Source organism: Glutamicibacter sp. St.4D3 (assembly GCF_059728615.1).
Window position 1 is genome coordinate 2,578,784 of record NZ_AP039380.1, and the last position, 22,377, is coordinate 2,601,160.

Consider the following 22,377-nt stretch of genomic DNA (forward strand, 5'->3'; position numbering starts at 1 on the left):
CCGGTGCCCCACCCGAGCAGCACAATGATCCAGGAGGCCGTCATGACCGGAGTGCTGTCCGGCTTCTCCATCATCTGGGTGGTCATCCTGGTCGGCTACGCGGTCGGGCGCACCGGGGTGCTGGGCGACCAAGGCCGGTGGGTGCTGAACCGGTTGACCTTCTTCGTGGCCAGCCCCGCCCTGCTGTTTCTGGCCATCGCCGATTCCGAACCGACCCAGGTGCTCGGACCGCTGCTGTGGATCGCCACCATTTCGGCGTTCCTCACCGCCGGGATCTATCACCTGGCCACCTTCAAGTGGCTGCAGCGCCCGGCTGCCGAACGCATCGTCGCCGCCATGAGCGCCTCCACCGTGAACTCCGCGAACCTGGGCCTGCCGATCGCCCTGTACGTGCTGGGCGACATGGCCCATGCCGCCCCGGTGATCCTCTTCCAGCTGGCGTTGTACCAGCCGGTGAACCTGGCCATGCTGGATGCAACCACCATCAAGCACCGCACCACCTTCTGGGCGTTGGCCTCGGCCACCGCGAAGAACCCCATGATCATCGGCTCCCTGGCTGGCCTGGTGGTCGCGCTGACCGGCGTGCAGCTGCCCGAACTGGTGTTGGCGCCCATTGAACTGATTTCCGGGGCCTCGATCCCGGCGATGCTGCTGGCCTTCGGGATCTCGCTGGTCGGTTCCAAGCCCCTGGACCCAGGCACCGGGCGACGGGCGGACGTGCTGATTGGTTCGCTGGCCAAACTGGTCATCCATCCGCTGATCGCCTGGCTGCTGGCGGCCTTCGTGTTCCGCCTGCCCGCGGAAATGATCGTGGCGGCGGTCATCATGGCCGGGCTGCCCACCGCGCAGAACATCTTCGTCACCGCCTCGCGCTATGAACAGGGCGTGGTGATCGCCAAGGACACCGTGCTGATCACCACCATCTGCGCCATCCCGATCATGATGCTGCTGGCGCTGTTGCTGGGCGTGTAGCCCCTGCCTGATCACGGCGGCCATCTCGCGCTGCGCCCGCCCTATGCCGCCGGTCGGCCCGGCGCGGTGTGGGCTGTGTCAAGAGTGTGAATTTTTGTGACACCCCCGCCCCGGAAACTCCCCGCCGGCCGGCGGGGCAGGGAATACTCGGATATGACCGGGACGTTGTGACGTTCAGGCCATCACCCGCCGCAACCAAACCGAGGGGTTCTCATGAAACGGATTTTCACCGCACTGTCCACCGCAACCGTTCTGGCCTTATCGCTCAGCGCCTGCGGCTCCTCGAACGATTCGGGCGGCGACGAGGCCAGCGGCTCCACCTACCAGCAGGTGCAGGAATCCGGGACCCTGACCGTGGGCACCGAAGGCACCTACCGCCCCTTCTCCTACCATGAGGGCAACGAGCTGACCGGCTACGACGTCGAGGTGATCGAGGCCGTCGGCGAGAAGCTGGGGGTCGAGGTCGAATTCGAGGAAACCCAGTGGGATGGCATCTTCGCGGGCCTGGATGCAAAGCGCTTTGACGTCATCGCCAATCAGGTGAGCGTGAACGAGCAGCGCGAAGAGAAGTACCTGCTGTCCACCCCCTACACCGTCTCCAACGGGGTCATCGTGACCAAGTCGGACAACACCGAGATCACCTCCTTCGAATCCCTCAAGGGCAAGAGCACCGCCCAGTCACTGACCAGCAACTGGTATGAGACCGCCAAGGACGCCGGCGCGAACGTACAGGCCGTGGAGGGCTGGGCGCAGGCCGTCACCCTGCTGAAGCAGGGCCGGGTGGACGCCACGATCAACGACAAGCTCACCTACCTGGATTCGCAGAAGAACCAGCCGGATGACGCGATCAAGATCGCAGCTGAATCCGATGACAAGTCCGAGGTTGCCGTGGCGATGCGCAAGGACGACACCGAGCTGCATGAGGCGATCAACAAGGCGCTCGATGAGCTGCGCCAGGACGGAACCCTGGCTGAACTGTCCGACAAGTACTTCGGCAGCGACGTCACCAAGTAGCCTTTTGCCGTGTGCGGGCCCGGCCCGCACACGGCCCGTGCACTGAACGAATGGCGAGGCATCCCCCACCGTGGGGTTCGGCCTATGCGTACACTTGCCCCAAGGAGATTTCCTCGGGGCAAGTTGGCTTAAACCGCAAGGAGAAAGAGGACCGATGGACCAGACATGGCAACTGGTTTTGGATTCACTGTGGCCCCTGGCCAAGGGGGCACTGACCGGAACCATTCCCCTGTCGCTGTCCAGCTTCGCACTGGGACTGATTCTGGCGCTGGTGATCGCGTTGATGCGCATCAGCGCGAACCGCTTCGTCTCTGCGATTGCCCGGATCTACATATCGGTGATCCGCGGCACCCCGCTGCTGGTGCAGCTGTTCGTGATCTTCTTCGGCATGCCCTCGGTGGGAATCACCGTTGATCCCTGGCCCAGCGCGATCATCGCGTTCACGCTGAACGTGGCCGGCTACGCGGCGGAGATCATCCGCGCCGCGATCCTCTCGGTCCCCTCCGGGCAGTGGGAAGCCGGCTACACGATCGGCATGTCCCGCACCCGCACCCTTTACCGGCTGATCCTGCCCCAGGCGACCCGGGTGGCGGTCCCGCCGCTGTCCAACACCTTCATCTCCCTGGTCAAGGACTCCTCGCTGGCCTCGCTGATCCTGGTCACCGAAATGTTCCGCCGGGCCCAGGAAATCGCCGCGAGCAGCCTGGAATTCATGACCCTGTACCTGACCGCGGCCGCCCTGTACTGGGTGATCTGCCTGGTTCTCTCCACCCTGCAAACCCGCCTGGAAGGAAGGCTTGAAAAATATGTTGCCTAACACCGCAGCCCCGCTGCTCACGGTTACCGGGCTGCACAAGGCCTTCGGCGACAACCAGGTGCTGCGCGGCATCGACTTCACGGTGCACGAGGGTGAAGTGCTGGCACTGATTGGCCCATCGGGCTCCGGAAAGACCACGGCGCTGCGCTGCCTGAACGGGCTGGAGGCCGCCGATTCGGGGACCGTCGCCTTCGCGGGCGGCCCTCAGGTCACCTTTACCCCGCAGCTGCGCAAGAAGCAGGCCTCGGTGCTGCGGGACCGTTCGGCGATGGTGTTCCAGGGCCATCACCTCTTCCCGCACCTGACGGTGCTGCAGAATGTCACCGTGGGGCCGCTGGAGGTGCAGCGCCGACCCAAGGCCGAGGTGCTGGAGCAGGCCAACGCGCTGCTGCAGCGGGTGGGGCTGGCCGCCAAGGCCAGCGCCTATCCCTCATCGCTTTCCGGCGGCCAGCAGCAGCGGGTGGGAATTGTGCGCGCCTTGATGCTGCAGCCGGACCTGCTGCTCTTCGATGAGCCGACCAGCGCCCTGGATCCTGAACTGGTCGGGGACGTGCTCACGGTCATCAAGGAGCTGGCTGCGGAGGGCTGGTCCATGGTACTGGTCACCCATGAGCTCGCCTTCGCCCGGGACGTGGCCGACACGGTGGTGTTCATGGACGAGGGGCACGTCATCGAACGCGGCCCCGCCGCGCAGGTGCTGCGTGAGCCGTCCCAGGAACGCACCAAGGCGTTCGTGCACCGGCTGCTGAACCCCTTCTAAGCGCCGGTGCGCGAACCGGAACACCTGGCGGCGACAGGTGCTGGCGGTACCCTGGAGGGCAACGCCGTACGGCGCGGTAATTTAAGAACTCACCAGCGCAGCCGATACCCTTATGGGGAGATGAACGCACCTAATCCTGTGACCCGAGTCGCTCTGCGCTGGGCCCTCGTAGTACTTGCCCTTGTGCTCCTGTTCGCCGCGGCGATCATAGTTTGCAACCGAACGATCTGTTCCCCGGCAGCACAGGTCAAGCACCTGCATCAGCTGTTGGAGGAAGGCAAGGGCGCCGAGGCGCTGGGTCTGCTGGGGGCCAAGGTGCCCCAGGGGGACGCGGTGGCCCTGGATGGCGAGGTGCTTTCCCGCACCCAGTCCGGCATCACCGAATTCGAGGCGGATACGGCCCAGCAGGATCAGGATGTGCCCGGCAGGGTGACGGTCACCGCCCACTACAAGGCCCACGGGGTGCCCAGCGAATCGACCTATGCGCTGCACCATGACGGGAAGTCCTGGATGTTCTTCGACACCTGGAAGTTCGAGGAAGTCACCCTGCCCACCGTGCAGATCAAGGCGAACACCGTCAACGAGATCGAGGTCAACGACCAGAAGATCCCGCTGCAAAAGGGCCGCACCGAGCTTCCGGTGTTCTTCCCCGCCGTGCTGGACGCCGGGTTTGAAACCAAGAACTTCAAGGCCGACACCCGCGGCAAGCTGATCACCTCCCCGGTCCAGAAACCGGTGGAGATCGCCCTGCGCACCGAGCCGACCAGCCATTTCACCCAGAACATCAGCAAGCAGCTGAAGAAGTACCTGGATGGGTGCGCCACCCAGAAGGTGCTGATGCCCACGAACTGCCCGTTCGCGTATCACACGACCGCGCGGGTGGATGCCAAGACCATCAAATGGCAGATCACCGACTACCCCAAGCCGAAGGTGTCCTACTATGACGGGGCCTGGGTGCTGGGACCGCTGACGGTGAAGGCCGAGCTGCAGCTGACCGAACAGGATCTGCGCACCGGTGAACTAAAGCCGAAGGTGGTCAAGGACGCGTTCGGGTTCAACGCGAACCTGGACACCAGCACCACCGAGGTCAATGTGCGCCCCGTGGCCGCCGTGGAACAGCCGGCCCACTAGCCGGTCGCAGCCGGGGCGCCGACTCTAGCCCTCGCCCTCACGTCCCGTGGGTTCTTCCTGGTGGCGCAGCCGCAGCAGCTGCACCTGCCGGCGCAGCGGGATCGCATCGGCACGGAACTTCTGCCACAGGATCAGGGCAATGATCCCGGAGACCAGGGAGGCGCCCGCGCCCAGCCCGACCGCCATGCGCGGCCCGAACAGGGTGGCCAGCCAACCGACCAACGGCGCCCCAATCGGGGTGCCGCCCTGGACCACCATCAGGTACAGCGCCAGCACCCGGGCCCGGTATTGTCCCGGAACCGAGGTCTGCACCATGGTGTTGCAGCTGTTCAGGAACGTGAGTGCAAACAAGCCGATGGGGACCAGGGAGAGCGCAAAGAGCGTGTAGGTCGGCATCAGGGCGGACAACAGCGCGCTGGCCCCGAAGAACGTGGCGCCCAGAATGATGTAGCGCCACCGCGGCCGGGAGCGCCGGGCCGCCAGCAGGGCTCCGGCGAAGGTGCCCACGGCCATAATGGTTCCCAGCATGCCGTACTCCCCCGCCCCGACCCCGAACACCTGGGCCGCCATCATGGCGTTGGTCAGTTGGAAGTTCAGCCCAAAGGTGCCCACCACGAACGCCAACCCAAAGATCAGCAGCAGGTCACGGCGTCCACGCACATAGGCGAACCCCTCCTTCACCTGGCCCTTGGCCCGCGCCACCCGCTTCGCCGCGTGGATTTGGCTGCGGTCCAGGTTCGTCAGCGAGAACAGCACCGCAATGAATGAGAACCCGTTGATCAAGAACGCCGGGCCGGTGCCGAACGCGGCGATTACCAGGCCGGCCACGCCGGGGCCGGCCAGCCGGGCCAGGTTGAAGTTCGCACTGTTCAGCGCCACCGCGTTGGTCAGGTGGGTACCTGGCACGATCTCCGAGACGAACGCCTGGCGGGCCGGGGCGTCAAATGCGGAGCCGACGCCCAGCGCGGTCGCCAGCACGTACACGTGCCACAGCTGGGCCACATCGAGCAGCACCAGGGTGCCGAGCACCAGGGCGCACAATCCCATGAAGCTTTGGGTGCACAGCAGCACCTTGCGTTTTTCGTAGCGGTCGGCGATCAGTCCGGCATAGGGGGCCAGCAGCAGCACCGGCAGGAACTGCAGGCCGGTGACGATGCCGGTGGCCGTGCCGTCGTTGTTCGTCAGCTCGGTGAGCACCAGCCAGTCCTGCGCGACCCGCTGCATCCACGTGCCAATGTTCGATACCAGCGCGCCGATCACCCACAGCCGGTAGTTGCGGATCGACAGTGCCCGGAACATCTTCGTAGCCACGTGTTCTGATAGCCGGCCCAGTCGGGTGCCGGCGTTCCTCCTCACCCTTTGTAGTCTAGCCACGTTGCCGGGACCCGAAACGGTGCGGTCATGAAACTTTCACCCCGCCTGCTTCCCGCTGCGCCTGGGCTTCACACCCCGGGGGCTTCAGTGCCTAGAATTAACCCAGGCACACACCGGAAGGAACATGGCAATGGCCAGCGCAGAAGAAACCCTGGAACTCAGCGGCACCACGCGCCTGATTGGCGAGCGGCTGATCCTTGAATTTGATGCCGACTCCAGCGGGCTGCTGCCCAGCCGCGGCCAGGTTGCCGTGCGCCTGCAGTCCGCGGACAGCACCCCCACGGTGGTGTTGGAACCCGATGGCCGGCGCGGGCACTGGCTGGCGCTGGACCAGGACGCCACCGCGGCATTGGCCAGCGGCCCGGGCGAGCAGCTGACGCTGCGGGCCACCCTGGCCGAGCAGTGGCCCGAGACCCGCGTGCCGCAGGACCTGGCCGAGGCGCTGGAGGAGGCCCAGGATCTGGAGGGGACCTGGGAGAGCCTGACCCCGATGGCCCGCTGGGAATGGGTGCGCTGGGTGGGGGCCACCAAGAACCCGTCAACCCGCCAGCGCCGCGTGGAAGTGAGCATCTCCAAGCTGCGGGACGGCAAGCGCCGCCCCTGCTGCTTCGACCTGTCCTCCTGCACCGACCCGGAGGTCGCCAAGAGCGGCAAGCTCATCGAGGCGTAGTCGGCCACCGAACCACAACAGCGGGCCGCCCACCGGATCCTCTCCGGCGGGCGGCCCGCTGCCTTGCTCTTCGTACGGCCCTTCCCGTACGCGGGTTAGTTCACCCCGCGCAGGTCCAGCTCCAGCTGCTGGTCCCCTTCGGCATCCAGCAGCACCGGGATGCCCCAATCCTGCTGGTACAGGTGGCAGGCGGCGTGGTCCGGAATTTCTCCACCCGGCTCCCCGTCACAGGCGGCGGCGCGGGCGGTGATGTGCAGGACCCCCTCGGGCACGTCCGGGTTCAGGCTCAAGGTGCGTTCCAGGCCCACCGAGGTGCCGGCCCCCTCCAACAGCAGCTCCTCCGGGCTGGCGGAGATCTTCAGCTGGGTCGGGTCCCCCCACCGGTCATCGAGCTTCTGCCCGCTCGGGGCGGCGAAGCGCACGGTGATCCGGTGCTGCCCGGAACGCACCTTGGTACGCGGACGCTGGGTCTGGCTGGCGCCCTTGTCCACTGACAGGGCCTCTGCCGGGACCGGGATGCGCACCAGCTGGTGAGCGTTGGTTTCCACGATCAGCAGCACCGGGTCCCCGTCCACCGAGTCATCCAGCAGCACGTCCGCCGGTTCCTTCAGACCCTTGGCCAGGGTGGAGACGGTTTGGTTCACCGGATCGTAGCGGCGCACCGCCCCGTTGTAGGAGTCGGCCACCGCCACCGAACCATCGGGCAGGTTCGCCACGCCCAGCGGGTGCTGCAGGCGGGCCTGTTCGGCCGGCCCGTCACGGAACCCGAAGTCGAACAGGCCGGTGCCGATGGCGGTGGAAACCTGAAGGGCCTGGCCACGCTCATCGGTGGTGACGCTGCGCAGCGCACTGGTTTCGGAGTCCGCCACCCACACGGTGCCCTGCGCGTCGATGCTCAGCCCGGAGGACTGGGCGAACCAGGACTCATGGGCCGCACCGTCGGCCAGCCCCTCCAGGCCGGTGCCGGCAAAGACGCTGACCGCGCTGGTGCGCGGGTCGAAGGAGAAGATCTGGTGGGTGCCGGCCATCGCCACGATTACCTTGCCCGCCGGGTGGTAGACCACGTCCCAGGGCGAGGAGAGGGAAATGTTCAATGCATCGGTGCCCAGTTCGGTGGGCTGTTCGGTGTTCCGGGCCGTTTCGGCATCCAGCAGGCGCTGCACGCCGTTGCCGGCCAGGGTGCCGACCTTCCCGGTGCCCAGGTTGACCGAGCGCAGCCGGTGGTTCACGGTGTCCGCCACGACCACGTCGTAGCCGACCTCCTCGGCCAGTTCGGCCGGCAGCAGGCTCAACCCCTGCAGTTCGTTGAACTGGGCGCTGTCCGCGTCCCCGTCCGCGTAGCCGCGCACCCCGGAGCCGATGGTGCGCACCACGCTGGACAGGTCCGGCCCCAGCTCCACCAGGCGGTGGTGGCCGGAGTCGCCGACCAGGAAGTTCCCGTTGGGCAGCGGCATGACCTTGCCCGGGAAGCGCAGGTCCCCCTCGCGGGCCGGCGGGGCCACGTACGGCCCATCCCCACGGTGCAAGGTGCCCTTCGCCTCGTGCTCGGCAACCAGTTCGGCGACCAGGGAGCGCAGCCCGGCCGCGTGCCCCTCCCCGGAGAGGTGGGCGACGATGTAGCCCTCGGGATCCAGCACCACCAGGGTGGGCCAGGCGCGGGCCGCGTAGGCCTGCCAGGTCTGCAGTTCGGGGTCATCGAGCACCGGGTGCTCAATCTCGTAGCGTTCCACGGCGGCGGCCAGCGCGTCCGGGTCCGCCTCGTGTTCAAACTTTGGCGAATGCACGCCCACGGTCACCAGCACGTCCCGGTACTCTTCCTCCAGCGGGCGCAGCTCGTCGAGCACGTGCAGGCAGTTGATGCAGCAGAAGGTCCAGAAATCAAGCAGGACAATCTTGCCGCGCAGGGCCTCCAGGTCCAGCTGCCGCCCGCCGGTGTTCAACCAGTTGCGGCCCACCAGTTCGGAGCCGCGGACCTTGTATGCGGTGCGGACGGAAGAAGTATCAGGGCTCATGCCAAGGGCTCCTTAGGTTGGGGACAGCGGTGGCCGATGGCCGACCGGGATACGTCCATGGTAGTCGTGGCCCGCCCCGGCGGCGGTGCGCATGACGCTGTGCGAAGCCGGGGCCGGGCCGGCGGTGTTACAGCTGGCCCAGCACGCTGTCCATGATCTGCTTGGCGACCTGGCCGAACTGTTCATCGGCCAGCGATTGGCCGGAGATGAAGGAGACCATGGCCACGTACTGGCCCTTGGTCTGCACCAGCACCAGGGTGTCCTGAGCGGTGTCCGCGTTGCCGCGCCGGGTATAGGCCAGCTGGGACTCCACCTCGCCGACCTGCGGGTTGCTGAACTTCAGCGTCTCGGTGTACTCGCTGCGGTTCAGCTTCACGCTGGAGCAGTCGGTGCGCATGGTCAGCACGGTCTTGAAGTGCTCCTCCACCGGGGCCCGGTCCGCGACCTTGGCCACCTCCACCGAGCCGGCGATGTTCCCGGCCTGGTTGGTGAAGTCGGTGCGCGCCACCTCGGTGCCCAGCTGCGCCGGGGACCAGTTCAGCGCCTCCAGCGGCTGCTCGCACTGGGAGGGCAGCACCACCACATCCTTCAGGGTGTCGGTGGGCGGGGTGGCCAGTTCCTTCAGCTGCTCCTGGCCGATCCGCTGGGACTGGTCAAAACCCAGTTGGGCGGCGAAGACGGCACCGACCTGGGTGGCCAGCTCCACGGTGGAGGCCTGCCCGGTTTGCTCGCTGCTGCCCGGTTCGGGGCTGGGCAGCGGCTTGCCGCTGGGCTTCGGGTTGGCGGTGGCGGAGACATGGATGTCATCCTGCGGCATCTGCTCGGCCTGTGGTTCTGCCGAGCAGCCCGCCAGCAGCAGCCCGGCCACCAGCAGTCCAGCGCCGGTCCTGAATCGTTTAGCTGCCACGGTGCTCCCTGTGCTCAACTTGCTGCTCCATTTTCTTGTCCATCTGCTTCAGCCGGGCGAACATTTCGTTGTAGGCGGCCAGGTCCGCGTCCCCGTCACGGTCCGCTTGGCGGTCCACGCGCTTCTTCTCCCGGTCATCGCTGCGCGCCCAGGTGATCATCACGGCGATGGCGATCACCAAGGTCGGCACCTCGCCGATCGCCCACATCGCCCCGGCACCGACCACCTGGTCCTCCAGGGCGCTGCCGCCCCAGGTGCGGCCCATGTTGCCGAACCAGTCGGCGGCCAGCAGCGTGTCGGTGCTCATCAGCGCCACGGCGAAGAACGCGTGGAAGGCCACGGTGGCCAGCAGCAGCAGCAGGCGGAACGGGTAGTTGAAGCGGAACGGGATCGGGTCGGCCTCAATGTGGCTGAGCACGAACAGGTATCCGGTGAGCAGGAAGTGCACGTTCATCAGCTCATGCCCGGCGTGGTAGCGCATGGCCGGTTCCAGGATCGGGGTGAAGTAGAAGATCACGATGGACCCGGCGAAGTTCACGGCGGCGAAGATCGGGTGGGTGATGACCTTCGAATACGGTGAATGCACCAGCCACAGGATCCATTCGCGGGCCCCGCGGGTCCCGTCGGTGCGGGTGGGCAGCACCTTCAGCGCCAGGGTGACCGGGGCGCCGAGCACCAAAAAGATCGGCACGATCATGGTCAATGACATGTGATCGACCATGTGCACCGAGAACTGGATTTTGCCGTACACGGTCAGGGCGCCGCTGGTGACATAGAACAGGGCCACCAGGCCCACAATCCAGCTGATCAGGCGCAGCACGCTCGGCTTGTCCCCGCGCCGGCGCAGGGTGATGAACGCCCACAGGTAGAACACCAGCAGGAACACGCACACCGCCACCCACAGCCAGTCCGGGCGCCACACCGTGAACCAGCTGGAGGTCTGCAGCGGTTCGGGCAGTTCATAGCCGGTCAGCAGCCGGGCCGGGGTAGGCTCGGCCGGCGGGTCATCCGGGGTGGGCGGTGCGGTGCGCGAGAGCACGGTGGCCACCGACATGGTGGCGCCCATCAGCGCCACCTCCACGGCGATCACCCGCCAGGCCGCGGCCACGGCACTGACCTTCCCGGCCAGCAGCCGGGGAATGATCCAGTTGCGGTGCGCCAGTCCCAGCGCCCCCAGGATGAGGGTCAGCACGATTTTGGTGATCACCAGGGTGCCGTAGGGGCTCAGCCACTGGTCCCAGTCGGTGATGCGGATCAGGGCGGAGACCAGCCCGGAACCGGCCATCAGCACGATCGCGCCGGCGGCCAGGGTCGAGTAGCGGCGCAGCACCACGCCCAGCAGCAGCGGCCGGTCCTGGTAGCGTCCCGGGGCAGGGCCGGTCAGGGTGGGGGTCAGCAGCCCAAGCACCACCAGCCCGCCGAACCACAGCACCACGGCCAGCAGGTGCAGCCCGATGCCGTTGACCGCGGCGTAGTGGTCATCCCCGCCGGCGGCGTGGCCGATGAAGGCCAGCGGCACGATGCCCAGCAGCGAGAACCCGGCCACCAGGCCCACCCCCACCTGGGAACGCACGGCCAGGGCCAGGGAGGTGACGATCGCGGAGATCACGATCATCCACGCCCAGGCCCGCCCGGTGGCGATCTGCAGGATGTAGTCCAGGATCGCGGCGGTGTAGTTCGGTTCAAAGTTGATCGGCACCCCGGCCAGGTCCCAGAAGGTCAGGATCAGCACGCTGCCGGCGGCCAGCGTCCACACCACCCCGGCCCCTGCGGCCAGGTTCATGGCGCGGGTGAAGGAGGGGTGCTCCGTGCCGGCGTCGGTCACCGGGTTCTCCGCGGTGGGTCGGCGCGACTTGGTGCTGCGCGGGATGATGCAGGAGGCGAAGATCAGTGCCGCGATGGCCACGGACATCGCGGTGTGGTGGATGATCCGGCTGATCGGCAGCGCCCAGCGCACGAACCCGCCCGGATCAGCCAGCAGCCGGGGGGCGGTGATGCCGCCGACCAGCACGGCCAGCAGGAAAGCCACCACCATGCCCAGCACACCGGGGATGATGAAACGGGTCAGTTTCGGGACAGGCATGCCCAGCTCAGCCTGCCGGGGTTCGCGTGATTGTGTCGCCATAGCCTCTCCATCATCTCATTGCGCGCCAACCGCCGTTAAGCTTCCGGCGGCTGGTTGGCGCATCTCACATGTGCGCTTCCGAAGGGGCCGGGCCCCACGCCCGGGCCCCTTCGGACGGCGCTAGTGCCCTGCGGCCTGGAACAGCTGCTGGCCCAGGTACATGCCCTGGCTGATGCCCGGCAGCACCCCGTACACGGCCGAGCCGATGGGGGTGGTCCATTCGTTCAGGGCGTCCAGTTCGGCCAGCCGGGTTTGGACCGGGATGAAGCTGCGGGCCACATCCACCTGGTAGCTGGCGAACAGCAGGCCGGCACTCCCGCCCTCCTGGTAGCTGTAGCCGCGGCGCCACAGCACCTCATCCCCGCTGGCGGGCATCGCCCGGGCCACATGGGCGTGCCCGGCGATCGCCGGCAGCCCCAGTTCGGTGACCGCCTGCAGGTCCACCGGGTCCTGCGGGTGCTGCCCGGACAGCGGGGCGCCGTCGCTCTGCCGGCGCCCGAGCGCGAAGTCCCGGGCGGGGCGGTCCACCTCATCCCAGGTGTCCAGATCCATCTGGATCCGGCGCAGCACCAGGGTGGTGGCATCCGGGAACCAGGCGTCGGACGGCTCATGGCCGAACACCGCCAGCCGGCGGGTGTCATCCTTCGGGTTCGCGATCCCGTCCACCTGCCCAAACAGGTTGCGGAACGGTGAACCGGCCGGTTGGGAGCTGGCGGCATGGGTGAACCCGTGCTGCTCGTATTTCACCCGCGTGATCGAGCGCAGGTTCTTGCGCACCGAACGCACCGCGTGCGCCAGCACCGTGGGGTCCTCCGCGCACAGCTGGATCACCAGGTCCGACTGGCCGTACTCTTCACGCAGCCGGTCGATCTTGAACTTGGGCAGCGGTCCCAGGCTGGCGGGGGCCAGGTCGGGGCCGATCAGCCCAATCGCGGCACGGCTCAGGCCCACGGTCAGGCTCAGGTTCGCCGGCAGCTGCGCCATCTCCGGTTCCGTGTCGGCCAGCACCCCCTGGCCGGCCATGAGCCGAACCGCGTCATCGGTGATCATCCGCAGAATCGAGCGCAGCCGTTCGCGCTTCGCGGCGGGCTCCAACCCCTCCACCACCATGTCGATGCCCAGGAACACGGCGTGGGCCTGCGGATTTTCCAGGATCCCGGGCTGGTGGCGCCCGTACGGGGAAAGGTATCGGGCCAGTGCCGGTTCGGGCGCCGCCGGGCTGGCGGCGGCCTGCTCGGCGGTGAGCTGGCCAACCCCGAACCCGCTGACCAACCCGCCCAGCGCCGCCACGGCGGAGCCGGTCAGCAAGGTGCGCCGCGAAGGTTCAGCACGGCGGGTCGATGCCGGAAGCCCGCTCATTTAGTGCCCTCCCCCGTGCTCCTCGTGGGTGCCCTCGGTGTCCTGGGAGTGCTGCGAGTGGTAGCTTTCGTTCGCGCCGTCGTAGTTGCGGATGGGGAACTGCACGTCCTTGCTGGAGCCGTCGGCGAATTCCAGGCGCAGGGTGGCCACCTCGGCGGGCACCAACGGCTGCTTCAGGTCCATGAACATGATGTGGTTGCCGCCCGGGGCCAGTTCCACGCTCTGTCCGGCAGGAATCTGCAGCGCCCCCTCGATCTGCTGCATGACGGCATCGGTGCCCTGGCCGGCCATTTCATGGATCTGCAGGGCGTTGCCGTGTTCCTGGTCCACCACTGCCTCCAGCTCCACCGGCTGGTCGGAGTCGTTGCGCAGGGTGCCGAACGCGGCGCTCATCCCCTTTTCGGCGGCCTTCGCCCACGGGTCGGTGACGGTCAATGCGTCGGCCTGCCGGCTGGCGTGCTGTTCGTTGTGGCTGTTCTGGGCCGTTGGCTCCTGTGCGGTGCCGTCGGCTGGGGCGCAGCCGGTGAGCAGCAGGGCCGCCCCCAGGCCGAGGGCGGCAAGGGACTTGGTCGAGATCTTCTTTGACATCATGATTTGTTCGCTTTCTTGCCCGCCGCGCGTGCTCACCAGGGGTGCGCAGGGTAGGGCTGGGCGCGCCTCGCAGGTGGACCGGGAGGGCGCGCCGGATGGGCGCGCCACCCCGGAGAAATGCGTTGGGGTGCGCGGCAGCGGCGCGCGGCAACTGCTGGGCTGCGGCGGCGTGGCGGTAGGTTCGGGAGGTGGCGCGATTCCGCGCCGGAAATTTGGTGGAGGGGCTACTTCATGTTGTTGCGGCGGGCGAAGTTCACCAGCACCGCCACGGCGACACCGAAAATCGCTACGCCGACGATGATCCACACGATCGGGTTGATACCGGCGGCGGCCTCCTGCGGCGCGGTGGCCGGTTCCTCCGGTGACTGGGTGGCAGCATCCTGGACGCCGGCTTCGTCGCTGGCCTCGGTGCTCGGGGCCGCTGCGGTTTCGGACGCGTCGCTGCCGGCCGCCTGGCCCTCCAGGGTGAAGCCCACGGTTCCGTCGATGGGGTGACCGTCGGAGGAAACCACGCGGTAGGTCACGGTGTATTCACCGTTGGGCAGCGGCTGGTTCGGGGTGGCGATGACATCCCGGCCCTTGACCTGCAATTCGTTGTCGAACTTTTGGCCCTCGGCGTTCGAGATGACCACCACGGTCATGTCTGCGCCCTCCACGTGCTGCAGTTCGCCGGAGAAGTTCAGCTTGATCTGCTCTGGCGACTCACTGATCGTCGATTCGTTCTTCGGGGTGGAGCCGGTCAGCTGATCGTGGGCGTTGGCCGCGGTGCCGGCGGTGAAGATCGCCAGCACGGCGATCAGCAGGGCCGCGAAGAGGCGTGCGGCGTAGGTCGTCTGGCGGGTGATGGCCAGGGTCTTCATGGGTTTTCCTTCCATCCCTGTCCGCAGGTGTTCCCCTGGGACAAGGCAGGTATTGAGTTCGGGGTTCAGGCGAAGGTCAATACGGCGGAAGGCGGTCCGCGCAGCAGCGGCAGCCGGTGGTCGTGCCGGCCGGAGAGCACCGGCACTTCACGAGTGTTCGTGGTGACGCGGGGCCAGGGGGCCGGGGCGGTGCGCAACAGCAGCAGCAGTCGGCGCACGAAGGAAAGGCTCAATATCTCCAGCACGGCCCGGGCCAGTCGTTCGCCCTGGCGCAGGGTGAAGATGGTTAGCACGGCGGCGCCCATGTGGGCGGCGAGCATGTCCAGCGACGCGGCCTGGACGGCTTGCGGGTTCACGCCCAGCGACATGACGTGGTTGGCGTGCACGCCGGTGCCGGTGGCGGCAACCAGGCTGGAGCCGTGGTGCGTCATGACCGACAGTGCCAGGTGGTAGAGTCCCTGGCTTCCGAAGACGAGCAGGCTCAAACTCAACAGGCTGTTCTTGCGCCCTAGCATCGCCATGGCCACCACCGCGGAGACGCAGGTGATCAGGACCATGACCACCAGGGATGCGACGGTGGGGACGGCGTGGGCGTGGGCGGCAAACGCCATCCAGGTGCACACAGCGGCAGCAAGCCATCCGCGCATGACGCGTGGTGCTGCTGTGCTCATGACTGTGCTACCCCTACCGGTTCGAGCTGGACGTGCCCATTGTGGGTAATTCTACGTTAGGTAGAAGCAGGGATCGAATCGGCCCCTGCACCATGCAGCAGAGGCCGGAATCCATGATGGATTCCGGCCTCTGGCAACAGTTCGCCCGGGTAAGCCCGGACACCGTTGAAAGTCTGAAAGAAGACTACTTCTTGGCTACGGCGGCCTTCAGCTTCGAACCAGCGGTCAGCTTCACCGAGTGGCCGGCCGGGATCTGGATGGCTTCGCCGGTCTGCGGGTTGCGGCCGGTGCGGGCGGCGCGGTCGGTGCGCTCAACGGCCAGCCACCCCGGGATCGATACCTTCTCGCCCTTGGAGATCTGCTCGACGAAGACGTCGAACACGGCATCCAGCACACCGTTGACGGCAACCTGGGAGTTATCGGTCTTTGCTGCAACAGCAGCAACAAGTTCGCTACGGTTCATAGCCAATGTATGGTCCTCCTGGACTAGTCTTCCTTGGCCCAACGAGCCTTGGACGCCACGCGGTCGCGCGGTCTTCTAGAAACAGAACCTATCAAATGATTATGGGCGAAACGCCCGAAATCACCGGAAATCTGCGGATTTTTTTGGAGATTGGCGGAATTTCAAGCTCGGCTTGACTAGTTCACCACATTTTGAGGTGCGCCGATCCGGCGCTGAGTGAAGACTGTGCCATCTGTTGCTAGAGGCCGAAGGGGTCGCTCCCGTCATTGGCTCGCCGATAAAGCTCCCACACCGGATCCAGGAGTTTCTTGCTGCGGGTCAACCGGGACGGTTTGACCATGCGCACCCGCCCCTTGGAGAGCAGTGCCGGGCCAAAATACGCCCCGCGTTCGGTGGCGGCGATCCCCGGGTTCAGGGCTGCCTCGATGATCGGCACCGCCCCCTGGTGCTTGCCCTGGGCAAAGCCCGACTGCAGCTGATCGCGCCAGCGCCGGGCCGGGGTCGGTTCGTTGATCCCCGGCACCGCGATGCTCAGACCGGATATGGAGTATCCCGGGTGCACGGCCAACGACCGGGCCGGCCAGGACAGTTGCTTCAGGCGGTGGTCCAGGGCCATGGTGAAGCACTGCAGGGCCGCCTTGGACTGGGTATAGGCGCGGTAGGCGCTGTACCTGTGGTGCAGTTCCAGGTTCTGCGGGTCGGCCGGCAACATCCGGGTGGACATGGATCCCAGGCCAATTAGTCGCAGCTGCCGCTGGCGGAACTGCTCCGCCAGGGAGCCGATGAGCCGGGCATGGCCCAGGAAGTTGGTGGCCAGGGTCAGTTCGTGCCCGTCGACGCCCACCTGGCGTTGCCGTGGGGTGTGGATCAGGCCGGCGTTGGCGACGATGATGTCAAGTTCCTCCGAGGCCAGGTCGCGGCCAAGCCGGTCAACGGAGGCGTAGCTGCTGGTGTCCAGTTCATGCTGCCGTATCCGGCTGCCCGGGACGAGCTGTTCAATCAGCTCCCGGGCCAAGCGACTGCGCTGCATCGAGCGGCTGGCGATGATGACCTGTGCCCCGCTGGCCGCCAGACCCAGTGCGGTGAAGAAGCCAAGCCCGGCGTTGCCGCCGGTTACCAGGGCAGTCTTGCCCTGCCCCCAGCCGTTCCAGCGTTCCCGGTTGGCATGGACGGTATCCGCTGGTTCCCCGTGCCCCAGCAGGCCTACCGCTCCGTGTCGATACTTTCTGGTCATGGCTTTCAGGCTACTACGGGCCATGGCACGACACTGGGAGGCGGACGGCGACTATTGCCGCAGCGACCGGCACGGTGACACGATGGATTCATGAGCAACGAGTCCAAACGCCCCGGCGAAGACGCGTCGCTAAATGCCGCCCGCTATCAGATGCAGCGCTCCAGCGAGGAGGCGTTGCCCGAGGACGAATATGCCCGGCGGGCAGGACGCAGCGACCCGCAGGCCAAGCCCCGCACTCCCCTGCAGTATCACGCCGAGGATGAGGCGTGGCAGGTGGCCAATTCGGCGATCGAGGAAGCCATGTCTCGCGGGGAATTCGACAACCTGGCGCTGGCAGGTCAAAGGATTGACCATGTCACCGGCGACAGCGACCCGGACTGGTGGCTCAAGGGCCTGATGAAGCGCGAACAGATCAGCGGACTGGGTCCTCCGGCCCTGACGTTGCGGGTTGAGGATCAGCACCTGGAGCAGGTACTGGACCAGCTGCCCGGCGAGGCCGGAGTGCGGGAGCATCTGAAGGATTTCAACCGCCGCGTTATTGAGGCCCGCCGTCAGCTGCAGGGTGGTCCGCCGGTGATTACGGCGTTGCGCGACGTGGAGGAAGAAGTGGCCCGGTGGCGGGATCGTCGTGCCGCCCGCAAGCCACAGCAGCCCTCGAACGAGCCCGCGGCCCGCCGGCGCTGGTGGCAGCGGCGCACCAACCAGCCACGGCCGTGATGATCCAGTTCGGCCGTTAACGGCAGCATGCCGCCGCGCCAGTCGGCGCAGCGGCATGCTGCTGGGGACGAATCCCTGAACTTTGGTGCTTACCAGGAGGACTTGGTAATGCCCGGCAGCTCACCGCGGTGAGCCATGTCGCGGAAGCGAACACGGGAGATACCAAACTTCTGGAAGGTACCGCGCGGGCGACCGTCGATGGAGTCGCGGTTGCGCACGCGCACCGGCGAAGCGTCACGAGGAAGCTTCTGCAGGCCCACGCGGGCTGCTTCGCGAGCCTCGTCGGAAGCGTTCGGGTCCACAAGGGTCTTCTTCAGTTCGAGACGCTTTTCGGCGTAACGCTCGACGATGACCTTGCGCTGTTCGTTCTTGGCGATCTTTGACTTCTTGGCCATGTCTTAGCGCTCCTCTCGGAATTCAACGTGCTTACGGACAACCGGGTCGTACTTCTTCAGAACCATGCGGTCCGGGTTGTTACGACGGTTCTTGCGGGTCACGTAAGTGAATCCGGTACCGGCGGTCGACTTCAGCTTGATGATCGGACGTACGTCCTTATCCTTCTTTGCCATGTTTAGAGCTTCACACCCTTCGCAAGCAGTTCGGAAACAACGGCGTCGATACCGCGCACGTCGATCAGCTTCATACCGCGAACGGAAACGTTCAGGGTCACCTTACGACGCAGGGAAGGAACCCAGTAGGTCTTCTTCTGGATGTTCGGGTCGAAACGACGCTTGGTGCGACGATGCGAGTGGGAGATGCTGTGTCCGAAGTTCGGAACTGCACCGGTCACCTGGCATACAGCTGCCATGATCACTCCTCAGTTAGTAGTAGTAAAATTTGACGGTACTCGCGCGTGACAAGGGCCAACGAGCCCATACCACTCAGGCGTTATGAGTCCCGCCAACCAGTGAAACACCGTTAATACTGCACACTATGAAGGTAACCAGGCTGGGTGAGAACCAACCGAAGCGCCTTGAAGCATGTAAGACGGTGAACTTCGTGACCGGTAGAGCATTTTCCCCGTACTCAGGTGGTCGCGATATTCGGTATTACGGGCTACGCACGCCCACAATGCCACCGCAATGGCGGCACAACGAAGCGCGCGATTAACGCCATATTAGGATAGCCAATAAATCGGCGGCAATCCAAATCGGCTCAGGAGCGCTCCAGGATCCAGTGTTCGGGGTCCAGACGCTGCACAATTTTTCGCGCAATCCGCCTCAGATCCTTAACGTCCTTGTCATCGAGGGATTCGAAAACCAGTTGGCGTACCGTGGCCACATGATGCGGGGCCATCTGCACCAGCATGTCCCATCCCTTGGTGGTCAATGAGGCGATCTTCACACGCGCGTCCCCCTTGGACTGCAGGCGCACCACCCAGCCGCGGGCCTCAAGCTTCTTCACCACGTGGGACAGCCGGGAGAGCGAGGCGCTGCTGCGCGAGGCCAGCTCGGTCATGGTCAGGTTGCGTTCCGGGGCCTCGGAGAGCATCGCGAGCATGTGGTAGTCGAACAGGGTGATGCCCTGCAGGTTCTGCAGCTCGGTATCCAGTGCTCCGGGCAGCAGGGTGATCACGCTGTTCAGGGCCAGCCAGGCCTCGCGTTGTTCCTCGCTGAGCCAGACTTGCTGATCTTCCATCGTGCCCCGTACCCCGTTCACTGTCGTTCCACCGCCTGGGTTGCGCCCCGGGAACCAAGTGTAGGCCACCGTGGCCGGCGCTCCCCGCCCGGCAGCCGCCACCGGCCGCAGCGCAGCACGGGTGCTGTCCTGCGGCCGGTGGCCTCACTTGGCGGCTTACTGCGCTTTTTCCAGGGCGCGGCGTTTGCGGTAGCTGAGCACCTGCCCGATGACCACGACCAGCAAGGCCAGGATGAACATGGCCGAGCCGATGACATTGGCCTGGGCCGGGATGCCGCGCGTGGCGGCCACGTAGATGAACTTCGGGAAGGTCTCATAGTTGCCCGAGTTGAAGTTCGTGATGATGAAGTCATCAAAGCTCATCGCGAAGCTCAGCAGGGCGGCGGCGATGATGCCGGGCAGCAGCAGCGGGAAGGTGACCTTCCAGAATGTGGTGCGCGGGTTGGCGTACAGATCCGCTGCGGCCTCCTCCAGTGTGGGGTCCAGGGCCGAGACCCGGGCCCGCACCGTGACAATCACAAAGGCCATGCAGAACACCACGTGGGAAATCACGATCGTGGTGAATCCCAGTTCCCATCCCAGGTTCAGGAACTGCGCCAGCAGCGCCGCACCGAGCACCACTTCCGGCGTGGCCAGGGGAAGGATGATCAGCAGGTCACTGACGTTGCGGAACCTGAACTTGTAGCGCACCAGCCCCAGGGCGACGCAGGTTCCCAGCGCGGTGGCAATCACGGTGGCGACCACCCCGATCTGCAGCGAATTGCCCAGTGCCTGGCATACGGCCGGGGCACCGCACGGGTTCAGCCAGTTCCCCCAGGTGAAGCCGCGCCACTCCAGGTTGGTGCGGCCGGCGTCATTGAAGGAGTAGATAAATATGTACGCGATCGGCACCAGCAGGTAGATAAAGGCCAGCCCGCCGATGGCCGGGATGATCCAACGTCCAATCTTGTGTCGCATCATGTGCTCCTACATCAATTCCTTGGTGCCAAAACGTCGGATATAGATAATGACCAGGATCAGGATGGAGAGCATCAGCACGAAGCTGAGTGCCGCCGCCCCCGGATAGTCAATGACCCGGAAGAACCGGGAGTCGATGACCTGGCCGATCATCGTGGTGTTGCGGTTGTTGCCCAGCAGTGCGGCGTTGATGTAGTCGCCGGCCGCCGGGATGAACGTCAGCAGGGTTCCGGCGAACACCCCGGGCGCCGACAACGGCAGGGTGACCTTGCGGAAGGTGGTCGCCGGGCTGGCGTACAGGTCCCCGGAGGCCTCCAGCAGCCGGGTGTCCAGGCGATCCAGGTTGGCATAGATCGGCAGCACCATGAACGGCAGGAAGTTGTAGGTCAGCCCCGCCACGACGGCGAAGGGTGTCGCGGTCAGGTGCCCGTCGGGCGGCAGCAGCGCCAGCGCCTTCAGGCTCTGGGCGACGAATCCCTCATCGGCCAGGATCTGTTTCCAGGCCTGGGTGCGCAGGATGAAGCTGGAGAAGAAGGGGGCGATCAGCAGCACCAGCAGGATGCCCTTGAGCAGCCCGTGGTTGCGCAGGCGCACCGCCACCAGGTACGCCATCGGGTAGCCGATCAGCAGTGCCAGCACCGTGGCGATCAGTGCGAACCAGAAGGAGCGCAGCAGCTCGGGCCAGTACGCCGACAGCACCGTGGCGTAGTTGCTGATCTGGAAGGAGGGGACGAATTCCCCGATTTCCGCGCCCGGTGGGCGGGTGTACAGCGACATCGACAGCAGCACCAGCACCGGCAGCGCGAAGAACAGCAGCAGCCCGATGATGCCGGGCAGCACCAGGTACAGGCCGGTGCGCCCCTTCTTGCGTTCGGCCTTGATCTCCTCCTTGCTGCGCAGGTCCGCGATCTTTCCGCGCTTGGTCATCACCGGGGTGCTCATGACTCCTCCACCCCCGCGGCCGCATTTTCGCTGCCCTCCAGTCCGAAGGTGTGCACCGGGTCCCAGGAGAGGTAGACGCGTTCCCCCACGTCCCCGGGCTGCTGCCCGCGGTTCTGCGAGAAGGTGCCCAGCAGGCCGATCCCCTCCACCTGCACCAGGTACTCGGTGGTGGTGCCGGTGAACGAGGCGTCCTTGATGGTGCCGCTGAGCAGGTTCGCCCCCGGTTCCACCGCATCCGGGGTGGCGGCGATGTGCATTTTTTCCGGGCGCACCCCAACCATGATCTGTCCCTGGGCGGAGACGGCGCGTTCGGCCGGCAGCAGGACCTGGTTGCCTGCGACATCCACGCGCAGCATGCCGGCCTCGCCGCCGGTGACCTCGCCGCGCATCAGGTTGGACTTGCCCAGGAAGTTGGCGACGAAGGCGGTGCGCGGCAGGTCGTAGAGTTCGCGGGGTGGGCCCATCTGCTCGATGCGTCCCTCGTTCATGACCGCGACCACGTCGGCCATGGTCATGGCCTCCTCCTGGTCGTGGGTCACGTGGATGAACGTGAGTCCCACCTCGGTTTGGATGTTCTTCAACTCCAGCTGCATCTGGCGGCGTAGCTTCATGTCCAGGGCGCCGAGCGGCTCGTCGAGCAGCAGCACCTGGGGACGGTTGACCAGGGCACGGGCCAGGGCCACGCGCTGCTGCTGGCCGCCGGAGAGCTGGGCGGGTTTTCTGGCGGCCAGGTGCCCGAGCTCCACCAGCTCCAGGGCGGCTTTCGCCTTGGGCATCGCTTCGCGGTCCTTCTTGCGCTTGAGCCCGAACGCCACGTTTTCCAGCACGCTCATGTGCGGGAACAGGGCATAGGGCTGGAACACCGTGTTCACCGGCCGCTGGTGGCTGGGCAGCTGGGTGACGTCCTGGCCGCCGATGGAGATGCTGCCCACGCTGGGGGCCTCCAGTCCGGCGATCATCCGCAGGGTGGTGGACTTGCCGCAGCCCGAGGGGCCGAGCAGGGCGAAGAAGGTGCCCGAGGGCACCGTCAGGTCCAGCTGGTCTACGGCAATGAATTCCGCGAAGCGCTTGGAGATGCTGCGCAGGTGCAGATCCGCGCCTTCGCTGGTGTTGGTGCGGGTCTTGGCCGATTCCCGGCTGCGAATTTGAGTGTTCATTTCGTC

At 66.1% G+C, this 22,377-nt stretch carries 24 protein-coding genes; 7 read left to right on the forward strand and 17 right to left on the reverse strand.

Annotated elements, in window-relative coordinates; genetic code table 11:
* The first annotated feature begins 42 nt into the window (after positions 1-42).
* The 5 genes from AC6I21_RS11935 to AC6I21_RS11955 all read left to right on the forward strand — a co-directional run bounded on the left by AC6I21_RS11935 (position 43) and on the right by AC6I21_RS11955 (position 4,694).
* The gene (locus AC6I21_RS11935; protein WP_497762445.1) at positions 43-972 is read left to right on the forward strand and encodes an AEC family transporter; all 930 of its coding nucleotides are present in this window, start codon (positions 43-45) and stop codon (positions 970-972) included.
* A 213-nt stretch (positions 973-1,185) separates the two neighbouring features.
* Complete coding sequence (locus AC6I21_RS11940; RefSeq protein WP_343831997.1) at positions 1,186-1,986, forward strand: amino acid ABC transporter substrate-binding protein; 801 nt, start codon at positions 1,186-1,188, stop codon at positions 1,984-1,986.
* Between the two features lie 154 nt (positions 1,987-2,140).
* Positions 2,141-2,803, forward strand: coding sequence for an amino acid ABC transporter permease (locus tag AC6I21_RS11945; RefSeq protein ID WP_497762446.1), 663 nt, complete (start codon positions 2,141-2,143; stop codon positions 2,801-2,803).
* Positions 2,793-3,563 carry an amino acid ABC transporter ATP-binding protein gene (locus tag AC6I21_RS11950; protein WP_138176701.1) on the forward strand — a complete coding sequence of 257 codons (771 nt, stop codon included), beginning with the start codon at positions 2,793-2,795 and terminating at the stop codon, positions 3,561-3,563. The genes AC6I21_RS11945 and AC6I21_RS11950 overlap by 11 nt, the downstream gene beginning before the upstream one ends.
* Before the next feature lie 138 nt (positions 3,564-3,701).
* Positions 3,702-4,694 (forward strand): hypothetical protein, encoded by a 993-nt coding sequence (locus tag AC6I21_RS11955; protein WP_138176698.1) that lies wholly within the window; start codon positions 3,702-3,704, stop codon positions 4,692-4,694.
* A gap of 24 nt (positions 4,695-4,718) precedes the next feature.
* Here AC6I21_RS11955 and AC6I21_RS11960 read toward each other — a convergent pair whose 3' ends face one another.
* Positions 4,719-6,005: an MFS transporter gene (locus AC6I21_RS11960; RefSeq protein WP_249354503.1), complete on the reverse strand. Its 1,287-nt coding sequence runs from the start codon at positions 6,003-6,005 to the stop codon at positions 4,719-4,721.
* 193 nt (positions 6,006-6,198) lie between these two features.
* Here AC6I21_RS11960 and AC6I21_RS11965 point away from each other — a divergent pair, with 193 nt between their 5' ends.
* Positions 6,199-6,738 carry a YdeI/OmpD-associated family protein gene (locus AC6I21_RS11965; RefSeq protein ID WP_138176695.1) on the forward strand — a complete coding sequence of 180 codons (540 nt, stop codon included), beginning with the start codon at positions 6,199-6,201 and terminating at the stop codon, positions 6,736-6,738.
* Positions 6,739-6,833: 95 nt separating this feature from the next.
* Here AC6I21_RS11965 and AC6I21_RS11970 read toward each other — a convergent pair whose 3' ends face one another.
* The 9 genes from AC6I21_RS11970 to AC6I21_RS12010 form a co-directional block, all read right to left on the reverse strand.
* Positions 6,834-8,750, reverse strand: coding sequence for an NHL domain-containing thioredoxin family protein (locus tag AC6I21_RS11970; RefSeq protein WP_138176692.1), 1,917 nt, complete (start codon positions 8,748-8,750; stop codon positions 6,834-6,836).
* Between the two features lie 127 nt (positions 8,751-8,877).
* Positions 8,878-9,657 carry a hypothetical protein gene (locus AC6I21_RS11975; RefSeq protein WP_497762447.1) on the reverse strand — a complete coding sequence of 260 codons (780 nt, stop codon included), beginning with the start codon at positions 9,655-9,657 and terminating at the stop codon, positions 8,878-8,880.
* A complete protein-coding gene (locus AC6I21_RS11980) occupies positions 9,647-11,782 on the reverse strand; it encodes a bifunctional copper resistance protein CopD/cytochrome c oxidase assembly protein (protein ID WP_497762448.1) in 2,136 nt (711 codons plus the stop codon). Before AC6I21_RS11980 ends, AC6I21_RS11975 begins: the two co-directional genes overlap by 11 nt.
* Positions 11,783-11,902: 120 nt before the next feature.
* Positions 11,903-13,141 (reverse strand): Dyp-type peroxidase, encoded by a 1,239-nt coding sequence (locus tag AC6I21_RS11985; RefSeq protein ID WP_497762449.1) that lies wholly within the window; start codon positions 13,139-13,141, stop codon positions 11,903-11,905.
* Positions 13,142-13,732: a copper chaperone PCu(A)C gene (locus AC6I21_RS11990; RefSeq protein WP_497762450.1), complete on the reverse strand. Its 591-nt coding sequence runs from the start codon at positions 13,730-13,732 to the stop codon at positions 13,142-13,144.
* A gap of 224 nt (positions 13,733-13,956) precedes the next feature.
* The gene (locus AC6I21_RS11995; protein WP_497762451.1) at positions 13,957-14,592 is read right to left on the reverse strand and encodes a copper resistance CopC family protein; all 636 of its coding nucleotides are present in this window, start codon (positions 14,590-14,592) and stop codon (positions 13,957-13,959) included.
* Positions 14,593-14,657: 65 nt separating this feature from the next.
* Positions 14,658-15,263, reverse strand: coding sequence for a hypothetical protein (locus tag AC6I21_RS12000; protein WP_497762452.1), 606 nt, complete (start codon positions 15,261-15,263; stop codon positions 14,658-14,660).
* A 184-nt stretch (positions 15,264-15,447) separates the two neighbouring features.
* Positions 15,448-15,732, reverse strand: a complete 285-nt coding sequence (locus AC6I21_RS12005; RefSeq protein ID WP_054821492.1) for an HU family DNA-binding protein — start codon at positions 15,730-15,732, stop codon at positions 15,448-15,450.
* A gap of 232 nt (positions 15,733-15,964) precedes the next feature.
* Positions 15,965-16,960 (reverse strand): SDR family NAD(P)-dependent oxidoreductase, encoded by a 996-nt coding sequence (locus tag AC6I21_RS12010; RefSeq protein WP_497762453.1) that lies wholly within the window; start codon positions 16,958-16,960, stop codon positions 15,965-15,967.
* 90 nt (positions 16,961-17,050) lie between these two features.
* Between AC6I21_RS12010 and AC6I21_RS12015 the strand changes: the two genes are divergently transcribed.
* Positions 17,051-17,677 (forward strand): DnaJ family domain-containing protein, encoded by a 627-nt coding sequence (locus AC6I21_RS12015; RefSeq protein ID WP_497762454.1) that lies wholly within the window; start codon positions 17,051-17,053, stop codon positions 17,675-17,677.
* 89 nt (positions 17,678-17,766) lie between these two features.
* Here the strand turns inward: AC6I21_RS12015 and rpsN are convergent, their stop codons facing one another.
* The 7 genes from rpsN to AC6I21_RS12050 form a co-directional block, all read right to left on the reverse strand.
* Complete coding sequence (gene rpsN / locus AC6I21_RS12020; RefSeq protein ID WP_054821833.1) at positions 17,767-18,072, reverse strand: 30S ribosomal protein S14; 306 nt, start codon at positions 18,070-18,072, stop codon at positions 17,767-17,769.
* Between the two features lie 3 nt (positions 18,073-18,075).
* A complete protein-coding gene (rpmG, locus tag AC6I21_RS12025) occupies positions 18,076-18,246 on the reverse strand; it encodes a 50S ribosomal protein L33 (protein ID WP_054821834.1) in 171 nt (56 codons plus the stop codon).
* Between the two features lie 2 nt (positions 18,247-18,248).
* On the reverse strand, positions 18,249-18,485 hold the full coding sequence (rpmB, locus tag AC6I21_RS12030; protein ID WP_054821836.1) for a 50S ribosomal protein L28: 237 nt from the start codon (positions 18,483-18,485) through the stop codon (positions 18,249-18,251).
* 347 nt (positions 18,486-18,832) lie between these two features.
* Positions 18,833-19,315, reverse strand: a complete 483-nt coding sequence (locus AC6I21_RS12035) for a MarR family winged helix-turn-helix transcriptional regulator (RefSeq protein WP_054821835.1) — start codon at positions 19,313-19,315, stop codon at positions 18,833-18,835.
* A gap of 156 nt (positions 19,316-19,471) precedes the next feature.
* Positions 19,472-20,272, reverse strand: coding sequence for an ABC transporter permease (locus AC6I21_RS12040; protein ID WP_138177556.1), 801 nt, complete (start codon positions 20,270-20,272; stop codon positions 19,472-19,474).
* Positions 20,273-20,281: 9 nt separating this feature from the next.
* Positions 20,282-21,214, reverse strand: a complete 933-nt coding sequence (locus AC6I21_RS12045; protein ID WP_138176660.1) for an ABC transporter permease — start codon at positions 21,212-21,214, stop codon at positions 20,282-20,284.
* Positions 21,211-22,371: an ABC transporter ATP-binding protein gene (locus AC6I21_RS12050; protein ID WP_497762455.1), complete on the reverse strand. Its 1,161-nt coding sequence runs from the start codon at positions 22,369-22,371 to the stop codon at positions 21,211-21,213. Before AC6I21_RS12050 ends, AC6I21_RS12045 begins: the two co-directional genes overlap by 4 nt.
* Between the last annotated feature and the right edge of the window lie 6 nt (positions 22,372-22,377).

Coding starts and splice junctions, on each gene's coding strand:
- AC6I21_RS12000 (WP_497762452.1), bottom strand. CDS start 15,263: ATGAGCACAGCAGCACCACGCGTCATGCGCGGATGGCTTGCTGCCGCT.
- rpmG (WP_054821834.1), bottom strand. CDS start 18,246: ATGGCAAAGAAGGATAAGGACGTACGTCCGATCATCAAGCTGAAGTCG.
- AC6I21_RS11950 (WP_138176701.1), top strand. CDS start 2,793: ATGTTGCCTAACACCGCAGCCCCGCTGCTCACGGTTACCGGGCTGCAC.
- AC6I21_RS12050 (WP_497762455.1), bottom strand. CDS start 22,371: ATGAACACTCAAATTCGCAGCCGGGAATCGGCCAAGACCCGCACCAAC.
- AC6I21_RS12040 (WP_138177556.1), bottom strand. CDS start 20,272: ATGCGACACAAGATTGGACGTTGGATCATCCCGGCCATCGGCGGGCTG.
- AC6I21_RS12045 (WP_138176660.1), bottom strand. CDS start 21,214: ATGAGCACCCCGGTGATGACCAAGCGCGGAAAGATCGCGGACCTGCGC.
- AC6I21_RS12015 (WP_497762454.1), top strand. CDS start 17,051: ATGAGCAACGAGTCCAAACGCCCCGGCGAAGACGCGTCGCTAAATGCC.
- AC6I21_RS11990 (WP_497762450.1), bottom strand. CDS start 13,732: ATGATGTCAAAGAAGATCTCGACCAAGTCCCTTGCCGCCCTCGGCCTG.
- AC6I21_RS11945 (WP_497762446.1), top strand. CDS start 2,141: ATGGACCAGACATGGCAACTGGTTTTGGATTCACTGTGGCCCCTGGCC.
- rpmB (WP_054821836.1), bottom strand. CDS start 18,485: ATGGCAGCTGTATGCCAGGTGACCGGTGCAGTTCCGAACTTCGGACAC.
- AC6I21_RS11980 (WP_497762448.1), bottom strand. CDS start 11,782: ATGGCGACACAATCACGCGAACCCCGGCAGGCTGAGCTGGGCATGCCT.
- AC6I21_RS11940 (WP_343831997.1), top strand. CDS start 1,186: ATGAAACGGATTTTCACCGCACTGTCCACCGCAACCGTTCTGGCCTTA.
- AC6I21_RS11995 (WP_497762451.1), bottom strand. CDS start 14,592: ATGAAGACCCTGGCCATCACCCGCCAGACGACCTACGCCGCACGCCTC.
- AC6I21_RS11970 (WP_138176692.1), bottom strand. CDS start 8,750: ATGAGCCCTGATACTTCTTCCGTCCGCACCGCATACAAGGTCCGCGGC.
- AC6I21_RS12035 (WP_054821835.1), bottom strand. CDS start 19,315: ATGGAAGATCAGCAAGTCTGGCTCAGCGAGGAACAACGCGAGGCCTGG.
- AC6I21_RS11935 (WP_497762445.1), top strand. CDS start 43: ATGACCGGAGTGCTGTCCGGCTTCTCCATCATCTGGGTGGTCATCCTG.
- AC6I21_RS12010 (WP_497762453.1), bottom strand. CDS start 16,960: ATGACCAGAAAGTATCGACACGGAGCGGTAGGCCTGCTGGGGCACGGG.
- AC6I21_RS11965 (WP_138176695.1), top strand. CDS start 6,199: ATGGCCAGCGCAGAAGAAACCCTGGAACTCAGCGGCACCACGCGCCTG.
- AC6I21_RS11985 (WP_497762449.1), bottom strand. CDS start 13,141: ATGAGCGGGCTTCCGGCATCGACCCGCCGTGCTGAACCTTCGCGGCGC.
- rpsN (WP_054821833.1), bottom strand. CDS start 18,072: ATGGCCAAGAAGTCAAAGATCGCCAAGAACGAACAGCGCAAGGTCATC.